The organism is Aeromonas sp. 75A (assembly GCF_051919425.1).
GTDB lineage: Bacteria > Pseudomonadota > Gammaproteobacteria > Enterobacterales > Aeromonadaceae > Aeromonas > Aeromonas veronii.
The window spans coordinates 2,298,607-2,315,995 of the sequence record NZ_JBQBES010000002.1 but is presented as its reverse complement, the minus strand read 5'-3'; the positions used below and the strand labels follow the sequence as shown (position 1 = coordinate 2,315,995).

The 17,389-nt window shown below is 59.5% G+C and carries 9 protein-coding genes and 1 pseudogene; 2 read left to right on the top strand and 8 right to left on the bottom strand.

All coding sequences use genetic code 11. From position 1 onward, the window contains the following. Positions 1 to 1,047, bottom strand: a complete 1,047-nt coding sequence (locus ACTG2T_RS10685) for an ABC transporter substrate-binding protein (RefSeq protein WP_330124766.1) — start codon at positions 1,045 to 1,047, stop codon at positions 1 to 3. Between the two features lie 220 nt (positions 1,048 to 1,267). On the opposite strand from ACTG2T_RS10685, the gene ACTG2T_RS10680 reads away from it, so the two are divergent. Beyond that, positions 1,268 to 2,065, top strand: a complete 798-nt coding sequence (locus ACTG2T_RS10680; RefSeq protein ID WP_330124748.1) for a UTRA domain-containing protein — start codon at positions 1,268 to 1,270, stop codon at positions 2,063 to 2,065. A 150-nt stretch (positions 2,066 to 2,215) separates the two neighbouring features. Here ACTG2T_RS10680 and ACTG2T_RS10675 read toward each other — a convergent pair whose 3' ends face one another. Further along, entirely contained in the window at positions 2,216 to 2,980 is a 765-nt protein-coding gene (locus ACTG2T_RS10675) for a helix-turn-helix domain-containing protein (RefSeq protein ID WP_330124749.1), read from the bottom strand. A gap of 1,275 nt (positions 2,981 to 4,255) precedes the next feature. Here ACTG2T_RS10675 and ACTG2T_RS10670 point away from each other — a divergent pair. Further along, the gene (locus tag ACTG2T_RS10670; protein ID WP_139463672.1) at positions 4,256 to 4,882 is read left to right on the top strand and encodes a porin family protein; all 627 of its coding nucleotides are present in this window, start codon (positions 4,256 to 4,258) and stop codon (positions 4,880 to 4,882) included. Between the two features lie 84 nt (positions 4,883 to 4,966). Here the strand turns inward: ACTG2T_RS10670 and ACTG2T_RS10665 are convergent, their stop codons facing one another. The 6 genes and pseudogenes from ACTG2T_RS10665 to recC all read right to left on the bottom strand — a co-directional run bounded on the left by ACTG2T_RS10665 (position 4,967) and on the right by recC (position 17,233). Then, positions 4,967 to 5,965, bottom strand: coding sequence for a sensor domain-containing diguanylate cyclase (locus ACTG2T_RS10665; protein WP_058057085.1), 999 nt, complete (start codon positions 5,963 to 5,965; stop codon positions 4,967 to 4,969). 578 nt (positions 5,966 to 6,543) lie between these two features. Beyond that, positions 6,544 to 7,419 carry an AAA family ATPase gene (locus tag ACTG2T_RS10660; RefSeq protein ID WP_330124750.1) on the bottom strand — a complete coding sequence of 292 codons (876 nt, stop codon included), beginning with the start codon at positions 7,417 to 7,419 and terminating at the stop codon, positions 6,544 to 6,546. Positions 7,420 to 7,451: 32 nt separating this feature from the next. After that, positions 7,452 to 8,102: a hypothetical protein gene (locus ACTG2T_RS10655; protein WP_330124751.1), complete on the bottom strand. Its 651-nt coding sequence runs from the start codon at positions 8,100 to 8,102 to the stop codon at positions 7,452 to 7,454. A gap of 110 nt (positions 8,103 to 8,212) precedes the next feature. Then, positions 8,213 to 10,276 (bottom strand): exodeoxyribonuclease V subunit alpha, encoded by a 2,064-nt coding sequence (recD, locus tag ACTG2T_RS10650; protein WP_330124752.1) that lies wholly within the window; start codon positions 10,274 to 10,276, stop codon positions 8,213 to 8,215. Further along, positions 10,273 to 13,880: pseudogene (gene recB, locus ACTG2T_RS10645) on the bottom strand (exodeoxyribonuclease V subunit beta). Before recB ends, recD begins: the two are co-directional and overlap by 4 nt. Continuing rightward, the gene (recC, locus tag ACTG2T_RS10640) at positions 13,880 to 17,233 is read right to left on the bottom strand and encodes an exodeoxyribonuclease V subunit gamma (protein WP_330124754.1); all 3,354 of its coding nucleotides are present in this window, start codon (positions 17,231 to 17,233) and stop codon (positions 13,880 to 13,882) included. Before recC ends, recB begins: the two are co-directional and overlap by 1 nt. Positions 17,234 to 17,389 lie beyond the last annotated feature (156 nt).

The window sequence follows — 17,389 nt, the reverse complement described above, 5'->3', positions numbered from 1 at the left end:
TTACTGCATGTAGATCATGACGTTCTCTTGCCACTGACGCGGCAGGGCCTTGGAGCTCTGCTCCCAGGCGGCGTGATCCTGCACCGGCTTGGCCTTGGCATACTGCTCGGCCGGCAGCAGCTTGGCCTTCACGTCATCCGGCAGCGCAACGTTGCTGCGGATCGGGCGGGCATAGCCACGGGCCAGGTTGATCTGACCGGCATCGGAGAGAATGTATTCCCGCGCCAGCTTGGCAGCGTTGGGGTTCTTGGCCCACTTGTTGATGATGGTGGTGTAACCGGCAATGACGGAGCCATCGCTCGGGATCACCACATCAAACTTCTTGGGGTCGATCTGATCGCGGTAGTTGAGAGCGTTGAAGTCCCACAGCACCCCCACTTCCACCTCGCCCTTCTCGATATTGGCGATGGTGGGATCGTTCAGGGAGAGACGACCCTGCTTGGCCAGCTGACCGAACAACTCCAGGGCGGGCTTGAGATTCTTCTCGCTGCCACCGGTGGCATAGGCCGCCGCCAGCACGCCGTTGTTGGCTTGGGAGGCAACGCCCACATCACCCAGGGTCACCTTGTAGTCGCCACCCAGCAGGGATTGCCAGCTGGTGGGGGCGGCCTTGACCAGATCCTTGTTGATCAGGAAGGCGATAGTGCCGGTATAGGCCAGCATCCAGTGACCGTCCGCATCCTTGGCCCAGTTGGGAATATCGGCCCAGGTGGAGGGTTTGTAGGGTTGGGTCACCCCCTGCTTGACCGCAACCGGACCGAAGGCGCCGCCCACATCGCCGATATCGGCGGTGGCATTGGCCTTCTCGGCGGCGAACTTGGCGATCTCCTGCGCCGAGCTCATGTCGGTATCCTGATGCTTGATGCCGTAGATGCTGCCCAGCTGCTGCCAGGTATCCTTCCAGTTGGCCCAGCTGTCGGGCATGCCGATGCTGTGGAGCTGGCCTTCGCCACGGGCGGCCTTCTCAAGATCTGCGATATTTTCGGCGGCAAACAGCGGTTGACTGATGGCCACCATGGCCAGTGCACTTGCGATCACGCTTTTCATCATCCCATCCCTCTGGACTAGGTCAGTTAAGGTTCGAGAGGGATGCTAGAGGGGAATTGTGACGGTGGCGGGGCGCTTTAATGGCAGTTTGATGACAATCACCCTGTCATGGCGCTGTCATCCACAGCGGTTACAACTCTGAACCCAAGTGAAGCTGGACTACTCCAGCAAGGGCTGAACCAACAAGGGCCAGGCCAGCCCGCGCAGCCAGAACAGGGACATGAGCGTGATTGAATCGAGATTGAGCGAGCGAGTCGCGGCCGATGGCCGCGCCTCCAAGTGTGAACAGATTTGCCAGACCCTGCGCCGCTATATCGGCAGCGGCCAGCTGGGGGCGGGGCAGCAGTTGCCCGCCGAGCGGGCCCTGAGCGAGCGATTCGCCACCACCCGCATCACTATCAAGGAGGCGCTCTCCAGCCTCGAAGCGGATGGCCTCATCTACCGGGCCGAGCGGCGTGGCTGGTTCGTGGCGCCGCCTCGCCTCACTTACGATCCCGCCATCCACACCCACTTTCACCAGTGGATCGGCGAGCAGCAGCGCACCGCCGAGACCCGGGTGCTGGCCCACGGCAGCGAGCTGGCCAGCAGTGAACTCTGCCGCTGGATGGGGCTGGATCCTTTCACGCCTCTCTATGAAATCCGCCGCCAGCGGCTGATCGACGGTCGCCCGGTGCTCCACGTCAGCCACCATCTGCTGGCCAGCCGCTTTCCCGATATCGCCAGTGCGCCGCTGGCCAGCTCCCTCACCGAGCTCTATCAGCAGCGCTATGGCATAGGCCAGGGTGGGGCGAGTCTCGAGATCACCCCCTCGGCGGCGCGGGGGGCCATCGCCCGCGCCCTCAATCTGGCGGAGGGGAGCGCCGTGCTGCGGCTGGTGCGGGTCAACTACGATGAGCGGGGCGCGCTGGTGGATTGCGACATCGAGCACTGGCGACCGGATGCGATCCGTATCTGTCTGGATACGCGAGCGTTGCAGCCGCTCGCAGGCAAGCTGCAACAAACCCGGGTCGCCGATTAGGGAAAATATCCAGAGCACTGTCGAGCACAGTGGCGATCCGCATCTGCCTCGATAACCGGGTGCTGCAACCGGTCGCAAGCAGATCGCATACCGTTCAACTCACGGAATAACCAGACTCCAACATGGCGGATCCCGCAGGATCCGCCAGGATCAGTTGTCGATATTGGGGATCATGTCGTCGAAGCTCTGGTAGCCGCAGTCGGCCAGTTGCAGTGACATGGTGTAGGTCTTGCTGCCCTCCCGCTGGCCGATGGCGGGACGATTGAGCTTGAGCTCCTGGTGCCAGTACTCCTTCATCCGCTCGATCAGCGTCATCGCCTCGCTCTCGTCCAGGTGGAGCTGGCACAGGGCCATGTAGTTGTTGGACTTGTGCATGTTCTCCACCAGATAGTCCCCCAGCACGGACATGGCCTGGCGTGCCTGCTGGCGGGCGAAGCGGCTGTGCTGCTCGAAGCTGATCCGCTCGCTGATGAGGAAGTGGTAGCTGTTGTCGATGCCGAGCTGCAAGATACCGAGCTTCTCGAGCTTGCGCAGATAGAGGTAGCATGAGGCATCGGTCAGGCCGTACTCCCGCTTGAGATCGATCAGCGTCTTGTCGCGCCAGAAGATGTTGGCGAGAAAGGCGTAGAGACCGGGCTCCTTGTGGAATGCCTCGTCCTGCTCCTGGGTGAAGACGGCGCGGCGGCTCTGGGCGTCCTGAGTGCGATCTAGCAACTCCTCGAACGACAGCCCCACCAGATGGCAGATCTCCAGCAGAGTATCGAACGGCAGCGAGGGCTTGTTCATCATCCGTTTCACGGTCGCGATGGAGACACCCATCGCCTCCGCCAGGGTCTGATAGCGGATCCCCTTGTCGGTCAGGGTCTTCTTCAGGGTGTCGAGAATATTGTTGGCCAGGGTCTGGCTGTAGGTCATGCCACTCTTCCTTGTTATCGCACTTTCATTGCATGGTTATGCCGAGTCAGCTTCTGACCTGTTTTTACCTTCAAGGCTCAGATATTGACACCGAAAAAACAGCCTAGAGAAAAAATCGCCTACAACGCCCATCAGGACAGACCAGTTGAACGATGAGGTCGCAAAATCTGACACCAGACAGTGCATATCTTTCAACCCGCAAACATTTTGCTAGTGCTGCATAGAACATCGCGCATAATCGAAACGTATCGAATTCAAGACCCTTCCTGGTTGAGAAATCGATTGTTTGCTTCCAAATTTTTATCTTTTAAACCGTAAGGTTTTTTCTCTTTCCTGGCATTGGGCGGCGCTGATAGCACCGCCCTTTTCTTTTCCCTGAATTCGCAGGTCAGGTCAAGGGCCCCGGCAAGGGGAAGTGTCACAGACCACCCGCCGCCCACTGATGCGCCAGCCACCACGCTCTCTCTGGCAAGGTATCCTAAACGACTATCAATACCGTCTCATTGCCATTCAATATATTTAAATGGCTTGCTTGGAAAGCTTCATTAAATATAAAAACGAATATAATAAAGCTATTTAAAACTCCAAAAAACTATCTTTTAAATGGCTTGTGTATATAAGCAAACAAAATTAATCAGACCGCACGCCCCATATGTGCTTATCACACCCCATGCCCACCCCAACAACTGCTACCGGGTGAAGAGAAAAGCCACCCATAAGAATCCACCCACTCATCTGGTGGGCAACACGGCCAACGCAAAAACAGCCTCAAAAGACCACCGAAACCCTCAATGGGAACAATCCCAAGCCTCAAAAAGAGCAAAAAACAGGCAAAAAGATAGATTTTTTCTCACGGTTTCACCTTGTGAATCGTTCAAAAAAACATCGAAAAGAACCTGATGCCAATCAGTGATATCTGAGATGCCAATTTTTAGACAACTCATCACGGCCACGCTCGAATGAAAATTTAATGCCGATACAAATCAATCACATAGAATCAAAACCGAACTCTCAGCCTGTCATTTACCTCACCAGTTAATTATTTAAATCTCAATAAAGCTAAAACTCTAATAACACCATTTATTAAACAAAATGACCCTGCTTGCAGCCAGTCATATTTAGAAAGATGGGGAAATCACTCTCTTGTTATTCAGAAATGTGCTGACTATACTGCGGCCCCTCTGTGAAAGCAGAGCGATGACGGAAATATAAAAAGCTTCATGGATTGAGCAATATAAATCACACGCAGTTCACGCAACACAAGGTTATTTATCCATGAACAAGTTTAATAAAATTGCCGCTTTCTCCCTGCTTGCTCTGGCCATGAATGGCGGCGCCCATGCCGAAGGCTGGTATGCAGGTCTGGATCTGACCACCTCCAAGATGGATCTCGATGGTGCTGCCAAAGACGCCTATGACGCCAAAGTGATCGACGACCAGCTCGACGGCGGCAGCCTGATCGTGGGTTACAGCTTCAAACCCTGGTTGGCCGTTGAAGGTGGCTTGCACGCCCAGCAGATGGATCAGCTGACCTGGGTGACCTCCCCGATTGCAACCGGCTTTGCCGACACCACCATCGAAACCCGCAGCATCAGCCTGGCCGCCAAGCTGAGCCAGCCGCTGGCCTGGGGCTTCAGCGCCTATGCCAAACCGGGTATCGCCTACACCCGCACCGAAGTGGAAGTTGTCGGCAACGCCACCCTCCTCGGTTTCAGCGGTCAGGTAAACGAGAGCGCAACCAAGAGCAAGGTACACCCCAATCTGGAAGTAGGTCTGGACTACGCCTTCAACGACCACTTCTCTGCCGGTATCGGTTACGAGCGCCAGTTCAACGCCCTGAGCCTGGGTGACGAGCACTACTCTCTGGATACCTTCAAGCTGGGTCTGCGCTACCACTTCTAAGTCGCGCCGCGTCAGTCACAATACAAAAGGGCCGCAGGTTTCAAACCTGCGGCCCTTTTTACTGCTCTTTTTCCGTACCCCGCGTTAGCAGATCTGGTCTTTACCCAGCTGCTTGGCCTGATAGAGCGCCCGATCTGCGCGCACCATCAGGCTCTCCTTCTGCTCATCCTGCTGATACTCCGCCAGCCCGAAGCTCATGGTAGCGGGCGCATGGGGGCAGATGGGCTCGCTCGCCATCAATGCCTGAAACTTGCTCGCCACCACCAGCGCATCCTCGCGGCCGGTGTTGGGCAACAACACCATAAACTCGTCACCGCCCCAGCGGGCCAGCAGATCGATCTCGCGGATATGGCGGCGCACCAGCGCCACTATGTTGATCAGGGTCTGATCCCCGGCGTTGTGGCCATAGCTGTCGTTGATCTGCTTGAAGTTGTCCACATCCATGGCGATCACCGTAAACGGCTGATGGAAGCGGCGCGCCCGCTCGCACTCCAGCTGCAACGCCCGCTCCAGCCGATAGCGGCTGGCGGCGCCAGTCAAGGCATCGGTCTCTGCCAGCAGACGGTTCTCCTCGGCTTTCTGTTGCAGCGCCTCGTTGAGTCGCACCAGCTCGGCGGTGCGCTCGGCAACCTGCTGCTCCAGCGACTGATTGCGCCGCTCCAGCTGCTCCAGCAACAACTTGCTGGCGTGGATATCGCGATGGGCGCCGATCATCCGCGCCACAGACCCGTCGGGATTTCGCTCAATGATGCGGCCGCAATCCTCAATCCAGAGGTAACTGCCATCCCGGCAGCGGCAACGGTACTCGGCGCGATACTCGTGGGCGCTGCCGCTCAGACAGAGATCGAACTTCGCCATCACTGCCGCCAGATCGTCGGGGTGGATCACGTTCTCCCAGGTGAAGACGGTATTGCCGAGGGAGTGAGGCTCGTAACCCAGCATCCGGTACCAGCCCGGGTTGCGATAGACAAAACCGGTATTGGCATGCCAATCCCAGATGCCATCGCTGGTCACCTCCAGAATGCCATGCACCACGGCCTCGCTGACATCCGAGATCCTGATCGTGTCACTGTCCTGCACCATAGCAGTTATCCTTGTTCTTCCGCCCCGCGCCACCACGGGGAATCGCGCTGTTGTCGTGAGGCGCTACCTTGGCATATTGCAACAGATCTGTCAGCCAGAACCCCACCGCACCACGTTTCCCCGGTTATCGGCCACTCACGGCGCAGGCTGAGTCAGGGTGGTCATAAGTGTGGCTCAAGCGCGCCCCATTTACCGGATTTAACTCACGATTCAGTCATTTGGGGGATGGAATAATCGGGCGGCGCAAGAGGGGCGACCAAGTGCAGCATATTGTGCCAACCCGCTCCCCTCACCCTCTCCCAGAGGGAGAGGGGATAAAGCAGCACCGGAAGTATGCTCGCCAGCCACGTAGGTTCGATTAGCGAAGCGTAATCGGACAGCGGTGACGGCATTACTCCCTTCTCCCGTTTATTAGAAAAGGAGGAGAAGGGTCGGTGATGAGGGGAAGGAAAAAGAGATTTCGCGGTAAACGTTGGGCTTCACTACGCTCAGCACCAACCTACACAATCGGTAGGTTGGTGCTGAGCCTGCGAAGCCCAACATCTATGAAGCCGGTATTCATTGTTTTATATGGACATTCATAAAGCCTCACTCAAAGAGGCTATGATCTCATCAAACTCACACTTAAACCCCGTACATATGAACCCACTTATTGCATTTAATACATACGCCTCATCCAAGCCTATTAGACTGGCTATGACATATATTTCCTTATGCTTCTCTGAGCCGCGAGCCGTCTTTAAAATATCAGAAAACTCATCAGCATCCACATTAAATAAGTGTGAAGCAACATCTATTTTTTCCATTAATCTGTCGATAAGCCATCTCTCTGGCCATGTATTACCAGGCAAATATAACATTCGACTTTTTAGCCATTCTTTTACTTCTTCTTTATCATTACTAGACTCTGTCATTTCATAAGCATGAGTTAGATTATGTTTTTCTTTTGCCTTTTGATCAGCATCATAAAGCACAATTATATTTTCTTTTTTGTTTCTATTATAATTCGCCGAAAGCTGTCTTGAAAGAGCAGATGCCGAACCTATAACCTCTACAGACAACCTAGTTCTTAAAGATTTTGGAATGACAGCCTGAATTATTATTTTTGCGACATCATCCTCTACTAATAAGGAAAGCTCATTTGATGATTCTGCACTCAATTTTGAAAAAGCAAACTCTGGCGATATGCCACTTAATATACTTGAGACACCATTAACACTATCTATAAATACTCTGGCATCATCAGGAAGTGAGCTAAATATCTCTTTGGAATGGGTCGTGAATATAATTTGAATCCTTCTTTCTTTACATATTTGTTTCAGCGATTGCATAAATTTCTTCTGTGCCTCAGCATGCAATCCCAGCTCAACTTCGTCAATCACTACCAGTGCACCTTCAGCAACAGAATACATAACTGAAAATGTTTCAAACAAAGCATTTTCACCAGCACCCATGTTGAAACCTGAATAGGTTTTACCATTTACAGTCACAATGGGGAGGCGATACTTAGAATATGAAACAAATTTAAAGTCATCATATTTTTCCCTAAAATAAAACCTACTGCACTCTTAACCTTATCTTCCCACCCATGGCCTCCTGCATAAGAGAAGGATCTAGAGTAACTTTTTGATTGACTTTTTTCATTATGTGGAACAATTCTATCTATACCGAGGAAGACAACATTTCGTCTAACTCTGTCCCCATAATCATTCCATTTACCACCACGTTTTTTCTTTCTTACTTGATATCTAACACCCATTTTATTAGGTAGAGCATCTGTTACTCTCCAATTGTCGTGAGCAATACCATACCAAATGCTGATTCCTTCTGGTGGCACATCTTCAGAATGTTGTATAAAAAAATCTGCAAATGTGTAATAAGGCATTCGTCTATTAGGTAATTTGAAAAAATCCTTTTTTCCATGAAATGCGCAACTAGCAAGTGCTAACATTGTTGATTTACCAACACCATTTCTACCTGCAATAGCCAAAATTGGAAAGTCTATATCAAGACGACATTTAGTTAGCCCTCGTAAGCTCCCTTCAGATAGATTTATACTTCTCAAAAGCTGATGTGTATTGTCATTTTCAAACCAACTTCTCAAATTTCTATCCAAGTGACTTTCGTTATATTTCATTATGCAACCCTTAAGATTAAGTCAATACTTAATTTATTCTTAGAACTATGGTTTAACTTAACAAAGCCGTTATTAGATAGCAGCAAATCCCTTTACCGCTGTCCAATAGTTCACTCCCCCAACCTCTGTGCCAATCCGGAATAACGCCCGGTCTTTTTCCGTACCGCTTGGGCCAGCAGGGCGCGATCGCCGTAGAGATCGAGCCGCGCCTTGGCGCGGGTGATGCCGGTATAGACCAGCTCGCGGGTCAGCAGCGGGCTGGGGCTGTCGGGCAGCACCAGCACGGTATGGGCAAACTCCGATCCCTGGGATTTGTGGATGGTCATGGCGTAGACAGTCTCGTGGGGCGGCAAGCGGCTGGGCAACAGGGCGCGCAATGTGCCATCCTGCTGCTCAAACCATACCTTGAGCCGCCCACTTTCATCGGGCAGGCAGAGCCCCATATCGCCGTTGTAGAGGCCGACCCCGTGGTCGTTGCGCACCACCATCACCGGGCGACCGGCATACCAGTCGCCATCGCGGGCGATCAGGCCGGCCCGTGACAGGGCCAGTTCCAGCCGCTCGTTTAGCCCCAGCACCCCGAACGGGCCATCGCGCAGGGCGCATAGGATCTGGAAGCTGTTGAATGCCTTGAACACGGCGGCGGGCGCTTCCCCCGCGCGGGCCGCCTTCAGATAGCTGCCGTAACCGGCTACCCCCTGGGCAATCAGGGCGTCGTAGGCCTCCCCCGCCCAGGGGTGCAGGCTGATATCGGCAAAGCCCATGCCCCAGACAGCTTCCACCGCCGCGGCATCGCCGCTGTTGCAGGCGCGTGCCAGCTGGCCGATGCCCGAATGCTGATCAAAGCGCCAGCTCTTGGCCAGCAAACAGAGGCTATCGCGCACCGGCGCCCCCGCGGGCGTGCCCTGCAAACGGTAGCCGGTCTGGCGGGAGAGCCAATCCGCCTGCGCCGGGCTGATGCCCTGTTCGATAAAGCTGCAGATATCGCCGAGCACGGCCCCCGCCTCCACCGAGGCGAGCTGATCTTTGTCGCCGAGCAGGATCAGGCGGGCGTGGCTCGGCAGCGCATCGAGCAGGCGCGCCATCATCGGCAAATCGACCATGGAGGCCTCATCCACCACCAGCAAGTCGAGGTGCAGCGGGTTGCCCGCGTGGTGGCGGAACTGGCTGCGCCCCGGAATGACCCCGAGCAGCCGGTGCAGGGTGCCCGCTTCGGTGGGGATCGCTTCGACCCATTCGGGGGGCAAATCGAGGGCCTGCAGGGCAGAGCCGATACTCTCGGTCAGGCGCGCCGCCGCCTTGCCGGTGGGGGCCACCAGCCGGATCGCCGGGGCCTTGCCCGCTTGCAGGCCGGTCTCCACCAGAATGGCGAGCAGTTTGGCGACCGTGGTGGTCTTGCCGGTGCCGGGGCCGCCGGAGATCACCGCAAAGGGGCGCGCCGCCGCGGTGGCCGCCGCCAGCTTCTGGCCGTTGCAGCAGAGCGCCTCGGGCACCAGCGCATCCAGCTTGCCAAGATCGCTCGCCGCCTGGGCGCTGGCCAGCAGCCCTTCGATGGCGAGCCAATCCACTTCATTGGGGAACACCAGATCCAGATACTTCTCGATAAAGTGACGGGCCGAGAAGTCGGGCGCGAGGCGGGCCTTGAGCAGCGCCGCGAACACCAACCCATAGTCGCGGGCAAACAGCCGCGACAGGGCCGCGGCAATCTCCGGCCATTCGGCACGTTCACTCAAAGCGCGCAGATGGCGGGCCACCCCCAGTTCAAAATCGTGGTAGCGGGTGAGATAGAGCCGCCCGTGCCACAACCGCAGCGGCCAGCGCGGGGCGAGCCCGTCATCCTGCTCACAGCCAACCAGCGGGCTTGCCGCAAACAGGGCGGGCCAGCGGGCAGGCTCCGCCAGATCCAGCAACAGATCCCGGCTCTGCTGGGGATCCAGCCCGAACGGGCGCAGGGATCCGGCAGCGAGCATCTCCAGCGGCAGACAAACATGGCCACGCCCCAGTTCGAAGCAGGTGAGCGCAGCCCCCAGCACCAGCTCGGGGCTGCCGCCAAGGTCGGCCACCAGCCGGGCAAATTGCAGATCCAGCTGGCGGATGCGGCCAGCCAGCGCCAGTTTTTTCAACCGTTCAACCATCATTGCGCTGGCTGCGGTGCTGATCATGGTGCCGCTCATGCCTCTACCTCGTTTAATTCTGCTGATGAAACACCGCCAGAGCGATCACCATTTCTAAACAACTCATCCAGCCCCAGTACCAGTTCACGGCTCGGGCGGGTATGGAAAATGCCCCCCTGCGGCATGCCGCGCAGGAACAGATAGAAAACGCCGCCAAAGTGCTGCTCGAAGTCGTAGCCCGGCAGGCGCAGGGTGAGCAGCCGGTGCAGCGCCAGCGAGTAGAGCTGGTATTGCAGGTCATAGCGGTGCTCGGCCATCGCCCGCTCCAGCGCCGGACGGCTGTAATCGGCGGGGCTCATGCCGAGGTGGTTCGATTTGTAGTCGAGCAGATACCAGCGCCCCTGCCACTCGAACACCAGATCGATAAAGCCCTTGAGCATCCCCTGCACGGTGGCAAAGCTGAGCGGCTTGTTGCCCCGCGACAACGGGTCGTGCTGCTGGCAGAGGGCCGTCAGCGCCGGTGCCGTCACCCGCCCCATGGGCAGGAAGAACTCCAGCTCCACCTGTTTGCGCTCGGGCGCCAGATCCCGCAGCCGCACCGGCTCACCAAAGCCGGTATCGAGCGGGGTATCCAGCACCGCTTCGACCTGCTGTTGCAGCACTTGGGCCCAGCTCTCGTCGAAGCCGTCTTGCAACAACAAGCTGGCGATATGCTCTGCCAGCGGCTCGCCGCCGGCACTTTGAAAGTCGATGGTCTCGAACAGGCTGTGCAGCAGGGTGCCGGGGCGCGCCCCTTTCGGGAAGGTGAAGATGGAGGGCTGGGGGGCCTCCTCCGGTTGCTCGGAAGCCAATGCAGCCGCCTCGGTCACCACCTCGTCATCGAAGCCGGGGTTGGCCAAGACACCTTTGCTGTGACCATGGCCCTGCGCCGCCAGCCCGGAGTAGGAGCTGATCCACCAGTCCCGCTCAAGGGAACCGGTAAAGTGGCGCACCTGCGGCTCGCCCAGCAGCTCCTCCTCTGGCGGCAGCGGGGCTGGACGGGTGAGCGAGGGCTCACCGACAGCCACCCCGGGCAGCGCCTGCGCCAGCTCGGTGAGGGCGGTCGACAGCGTCTGTGCATCCCCCTCTTCGCCCTTTTGCAGCAGGTAGCCGATGGCGGTGTGGTGCAGGTCGGTCTTCTCCGACTTGCCCGCCCCGGCCCGCACCGGCGCCAGCCCCAGCCAGGTGGCGTAAACGCCCCGAGTCAGCGCCACATAGAGCAGCCGCAAATCTTCGGCAAGCCGCTCCCTGTCCGCTTCGGCGAGCGACGAGTCGGCGCCGGTCAGATCGAGAATGGTGCGATTGCCCGCCTCGTCCGCCTCGTGATAGAGCGGGGTCTCGGCGGTTCTATGGCTGCAGATAAAGGGCAGGAATACCAGCGGGTACTCCAGCCCCTTGGATTTGTGGATGGTGACGATCTGCACCAGCTTGCGCTCGGATTCGAGGCGCAGTACCTGCTCCGCATCCTGCCCGTTGGGGCGGCTCACCGCCTCCCCCAGCCAGCGCAGCAGGGCATACTCCCCATCCAGCTCGCTGCTCACCTGTTGCAGCAGCTCGCCGAGATGGAGGAAGTTGGTCAGCCGCCGCTCGCCATAGGGGCTCGCCAACAGCGAAGAGGCAAGATTGCGCCGGTGCAGCAGGGCCCGCAGCATCGCCAGCACACCGCGGCGGTGCCAGATCTTGCGGTACTCCATAAACTCCTGCACCGCGCTCTCCCACGCCCGCTCGTCGCTGGCCAGCCCATCGAGCGCCTTGGCGTCGAGATCAAACAGGCCGGTCGCCAGCGCCGCCCGCAGGCTACGCTCTTCGCTCGGGTTCTGGCAGGCGTGCAAAATCAGCAAAATCTCCCGCGCCTCCGTCTGCTCCAGCACGCTCTCGCGGTTCGACAGATAGACGGAGGCGATGGCGAGGCGCGCCAATTCCTGCTGCACCAGCTTGCCCTCGGCGCCGGTACGCACCAGTACGGCGATATTCCCGGCCTTCACCGCCTTGTCACCGATCAGCGCCTTGCCCTCGCGGGCCAGGGTCAGCAACCGGTGGATCTCGGCGGCGGTGGCGCGGGCCATCTTGCTCTGGTAATCCCCCCGGTTGAAGGTGGGCTGGCCGGTCAGCTGCCAGCAGTGGAGCACAGGGGCGGTGGCACCATCGAGCAGCAGCGCCTTGCTCTTGCCCTGCGCCTCCACCGGCAGGAAGGGGATATCCGCCTCGTAGATGAAGGGATCTTTTGCCCGCTCGAACAGGCCGTTGACCGCCCCCACCAGCGCACTGCTGGAGCGCCAGTTGCGCCCGAGGGTGTAGTGGGCGCTCACATTTCGCCGCGCCTGAATGTAGGTAAAGATGTCGGCGCCGCGAAAGCCGTAGATGGCCTGTTGGGGTCACCGATCATCAACAGCGCCGTGTCGCTATGGCCACCGTAAAGACGGTGGAAGATGCGGTACTGCTGGGGATCGGTATCCTGAAATTCGTCGATCATCGCCACCCGGTAGGTGGCGCGAATCCGCTCGCAGAGCCGCTCGCCAAGGCTTGAGCCGAGCGCCCCATCGAGGTCTTTAAGCAGGTCATCGAACGAGAGCTGATGGGCTTGGCGCTTGCTGGCCTGCATCCGGCTGCGCACCACCTTGGCCGCCCGTTGCAGGATCAGATCCCGAATACCGGGGCGGCTCGCCAGCAGTTCATCGATCTGGCTGAACAGCGGCAGGGTCGGCACTGCCCCCCCCTTCTTGAGGTTCTCCTCCAGCACCGTCTGGCCGAAGCGTTCCAGCTCCTTCGGGATGGCGTAGCCACTGCTCTCGTCCTGTGCCCAGTCGGCTATCTTGGCAAGCCACCCTTCGTAGTTCTTGCCGGTGTAGCGGCTTACTTGCCCGTCGGTCTGGCGGCGGATCTCGTCCGTCTGCACCAGCCATTCGCTCTTCACCGCCGCGATGCGGCTCATAGCCGCCTGATGGCGGGCGGCGAGGGTCTCGTCCCCCAACGCGGGGTGGATCTCCAGCTCGCTGTTGTCGAGCCAGCTGCCCATCTCCCGCAGCAGGGCCGCGGGGCTTGGCCAGAGCGCGCGCACCGCGCTGGCGAGGGCTTTATCCACCGGATAGAACTCGGCGCGCCAGTAGTCGCTCACCGCCTGCAGCCTGAGCTGGCTGTCGTCGGTAAGAAATTCGGTTTCAAAGAGGGCGCCCGACTCGAAAGCGTTCTGTTTCAGCATCCGCTGGCAGAAGCCGTGGATGGTAAAGACCGCCGCCTCGTCCATCTGGCGCTCGGCGGCCAGCAGGCGGCGGGCCGCCAGCTCGTGATCCTCCACCTCTTCCAGTAGCTGGGCCAGCAGGGTGTCACTGCTATGGCCGCGCATAAAGGCGAGCCGTGCCTCGTGAATGCGGCCGCGGATCCGCCCGCGCAGCTCGGCGGTGGCCGCTTCGGTAAAGGTCACCACCAGAATTTCGGTCACCGAGAGCGGCCGCTCGTGGGCACTCGGCTGACCGGCATCAGCCCCCTCTTCGATGAGCGGGCCATGGCCCAGCAGCAGACGCAGATAGAGACCGGCGATGGTGTAGGTCTTGCCGGTACCGGCGGAGGCTTCGATCAGTCGTTCACCATGGAGGGGAAAACGCAGGGTATTGAGCGGGTTAGCCATTATTTCAGCTCCTCCAGGGTCTTGAGCAGCGGGGTCAGGTGTTCGCGGGCCAGCGCCTGCAACTGGCCCAGCACCTCGTCATCGAGTTCGGGGAAGCAGCGGGCGACGTAAACGTCTTGCCCCTCCCCATTGATCATCCAGCCACCGTTGAAACGGGTGAGAGCCGCCTTGTCGGCCGCCTCCGGCTTGTCGGGATCCTTCTCGATCGCCTTGAGCCAATCCCAGGCAGTGTTGGGGAAGAAGGGCAGCGGCCGCTTCATCCCCTGCGCCCAGCACGCCACCAGCGCTGCCAGCTTGGGCCGCGCCTCGTCGGCAGCGAGCGCAGGCAGTCGCAGGCTCTGTTTGGCATCGAACAGCAGGGTGTCGCCGGGGGCGCTGCTCAATGAGAGGCAGAGGTGCTGGATCCAGCCCAGCAGCAGATCCTTGCCGTTGAAGCTGCCGGGTTTGACCACCAGCAAGCGCCCCTTCTGGGTGTCGATCCACCCTTGCAGCTGGCCCTGAGTGAGGGCGATATCGATCTCCACCGCCTGCTTTTCTGACTCATTGGCAGCAACCCATGGCCGCAGCCGATCCGCCAGCTTGCCCATCTCGGCATCCAGATCGTCCAGCAGCAGGCTGCCGAACCACCCTTGCGGCAGCAGGCCGGTGAGCTGCAACCGCTCGCGACGCTCGGTACTTTCACCTTCCGCCAGATGGGCATCGAGCAGCAGATCTTTCAGCTGATAATGTTGCAGGCCATCCAGCTCGAACGGCTCGCTGTCCTCGATGTTGGCTTCGTTCAGTTCAAACCACACCTTGAGGCGACGGTTGAGGAAATATTTGGTGGGCTGGCGATAGAAGCGCAGCAGCTCCGCCAGCTCCAGCCCCTGCTCCTTGCCCCATTCGGGGGGCAGCGGCAGCTCGCCACTCTGGAAGTTGGCCGCGCCGCGCACCGGATTGAGGGCGGGCAGCCAGTCGGCGGCATAGGTAAAGAGGCGTGAACCCGCCTCCGGGTAGAAGTAGTTGCGGCTGTAGGGGGTGAGCGGGTGCGCCACCATCAGGTGGTTGAGCAGCCGCTTGCCGGAGGTTTCGTCATCGAGATCCTCATCCCCCGCCAGCACAAAGCCCTGCCGCACATAGTCGATCAGCTCAGCCAGCAGCACCGAGGGCACCTTGTCGCTGTTGTCCTGCGCGCTGAAGCCCTGATAGCTGATATAGAGCCCCTGCTGGGCACTCAGCAGCGCCTCAAGGAAGAGGTAGCGGTCATCATCGCGACGGGAGCGATCCCCGCGCCGCGACGCCACCGCCATCAGATCGAACCCCATGGGGGCCAGGGTGCGCGGGTAGACGCCATCGTTCATGCCGAGCAGGCAGACCTGCTTGAAGGGGATGGAGCGCATCGGCATCAGGGTGCAGAAGTTGACCTGACCGGCGAGGAAGCGCTGGCTGGAGCGGGACTCTCCCAGCACGCTGCCGAGGTAGTCCTGCAACAGGTCGGCGGTGATGGGCTGCTCGAAGCGAGCCTCGCCGAGCCGGATCTGCCACTCGGCCAGCTGGCTGCGAATAAGCTGAAGCTGACGCTCTTCATCCTCGTCAGCCAGATAGAAGCGCTCCAGCAGTGCCCGCAGGCAGGCATTCCACTCGGCCAGCGGCTGCGCCTGTTGCAGGCGGGGCAAAAACTCGGCCAGCGAATCGACAAACCAGGCGAGCTTGCCGAGTGCCAGCCCCTGCTGACCCTCGATATCGGCGTAGGGCAAGATGCCCGCCACCGGCTCGCCATCCCCCATGGCAAAGCCGAGCAGCATGCGGCGCAGGCCGAACAGCCAGCTGTTGCCGGACATGGGCGGCAGATCGAACCGCACGGGGTAGCCGTCGTCCAGCCCCCAGCGGATGCCGGTCTCCTGCACCCAGACCCGCAGCTGGTTGAACTCGTCGTCATCCAGCTCGAAGCGGCGCAGCACGGCGGGCACCTCGAGAATGGCGAGCAGCTCCCCCGCCCCGAAACGGGCGTTGGGCAGTCTGAGCAGGGCGAGGAAGCTTTGCAGCAGCGGGCTTTCCTGACTCGCCGCCCGATCCGAGACCGCAAACGGGATCTGACCGCGCGCGCCAAACACCGCCTGAATGTAGGGGCCGTAGCTGTTCACATCCGGCATCATCACCACCACGTCTTTCGGGGTGAGGGTGGGATCCTGTTCGAACAGCGCCAGCAGCCGATCGTGCAGCACCTCGAGTTCGCGCATCGGGCCATGGCAGGCGTGGATCTGCAAGGATCCATCCGCCGGATCGATCGGGCTCTTGTGGTGGCTGCAGTCGAGATCGAACTGGCCGGCGCCTCGCTCGGCCAGCTCCAGCACATCCTTCTGGATGGCGCGCAGCAGGCTGACATTGCCCTTGGCATCCACCTCGTCGATATCGACGAAGGCCTCGATTTGCGGCACCTCCAGCTCCATCAGCTGATGCAGGTAGTCGCGCCCCAGCTTGCCCATGGAGGCGAGCAGCGGGTTGGCGGGGCCCTGCAAGGTCTCGATATCGGTGCCGGGTTTGAGCTTGTTTTCGAGGCACGCCAAGGTCTTGCGATCCAGCAGATCCCCCCAGTAGTAGCGGCAGGGGTTGGTGACGAACAGGTGCACCTCTACCTCCGGTCGGCTGCCGAGGGCCAGCAGTGCCTCCACATAGCGCGGCGGCAGCGCCGAGATGCCGAACACGAAGACCCGCTGCGGCAGCTTGCCCGGCAGATCGGCGGTACGCGCCAGCTCGTGGATAAACTCCTCGTAGAGGTTGGCACGGTGGTAACCGCTCGGAGAGAGCGCCAGGGTGCGAGCCACCAGCTCGCGCCACAGTTCGGGCTGCCAATCCTGACCGCTCACCCCGGCCAGCTCCTGACTCAATCCTTCCCCCTCTTCCCAGCGGGCGATCCAGTCCGGCCGGTAGACCAGATACTGGTCAAAGAGATCCGCCACCTTCTGGCAGAGCTGCCACAGCCGCACCTGCTCGGGCTCCTTGGCAGGCTCCTCCTCATCTCCCCCGCCCAGATAGGCGGCGAGCGGGGCAAAGGCGGGGCAATCCAGCAAGGCGGGCAGAATGGTCATCAGCTGCCAGCTCATGGATCCCTTGTTGTAGGGGCTCTGGCGCGGCACATCCGCCAGCACCCGGGTAAACATCTCCCAGATAAAGCTGGCGGGCAGCGGAAAGTCGATATTGGCGGCGATGCCGAAGGCTTTGGCCAGCTCCAGCTTGAGCCACTGGGCCATGCCCGGACTCTGCACCAGGATCTGCTCCCGATCGAAAGGGTGAGAGAGGGGGGCCTGTCGGATGCGGCTCACCAGCAGCTCTTTGAGCAGATCCAGCTGATTGGAGTGGTAGAGGGTAAACATGAGCAATTCCCGCCTGTGGATGAGAGGGGGCGAGGGAAAAGGCGAGCCATTTCCGTCACTTCACAAGAGAGGGAATTGTCGGGGATCGGGGGGGAAGATGCAAAAGGCTCTTGTGGCCAGCAGGCGGGTAAACCGCCGAACCATGAGGGGCGCCGC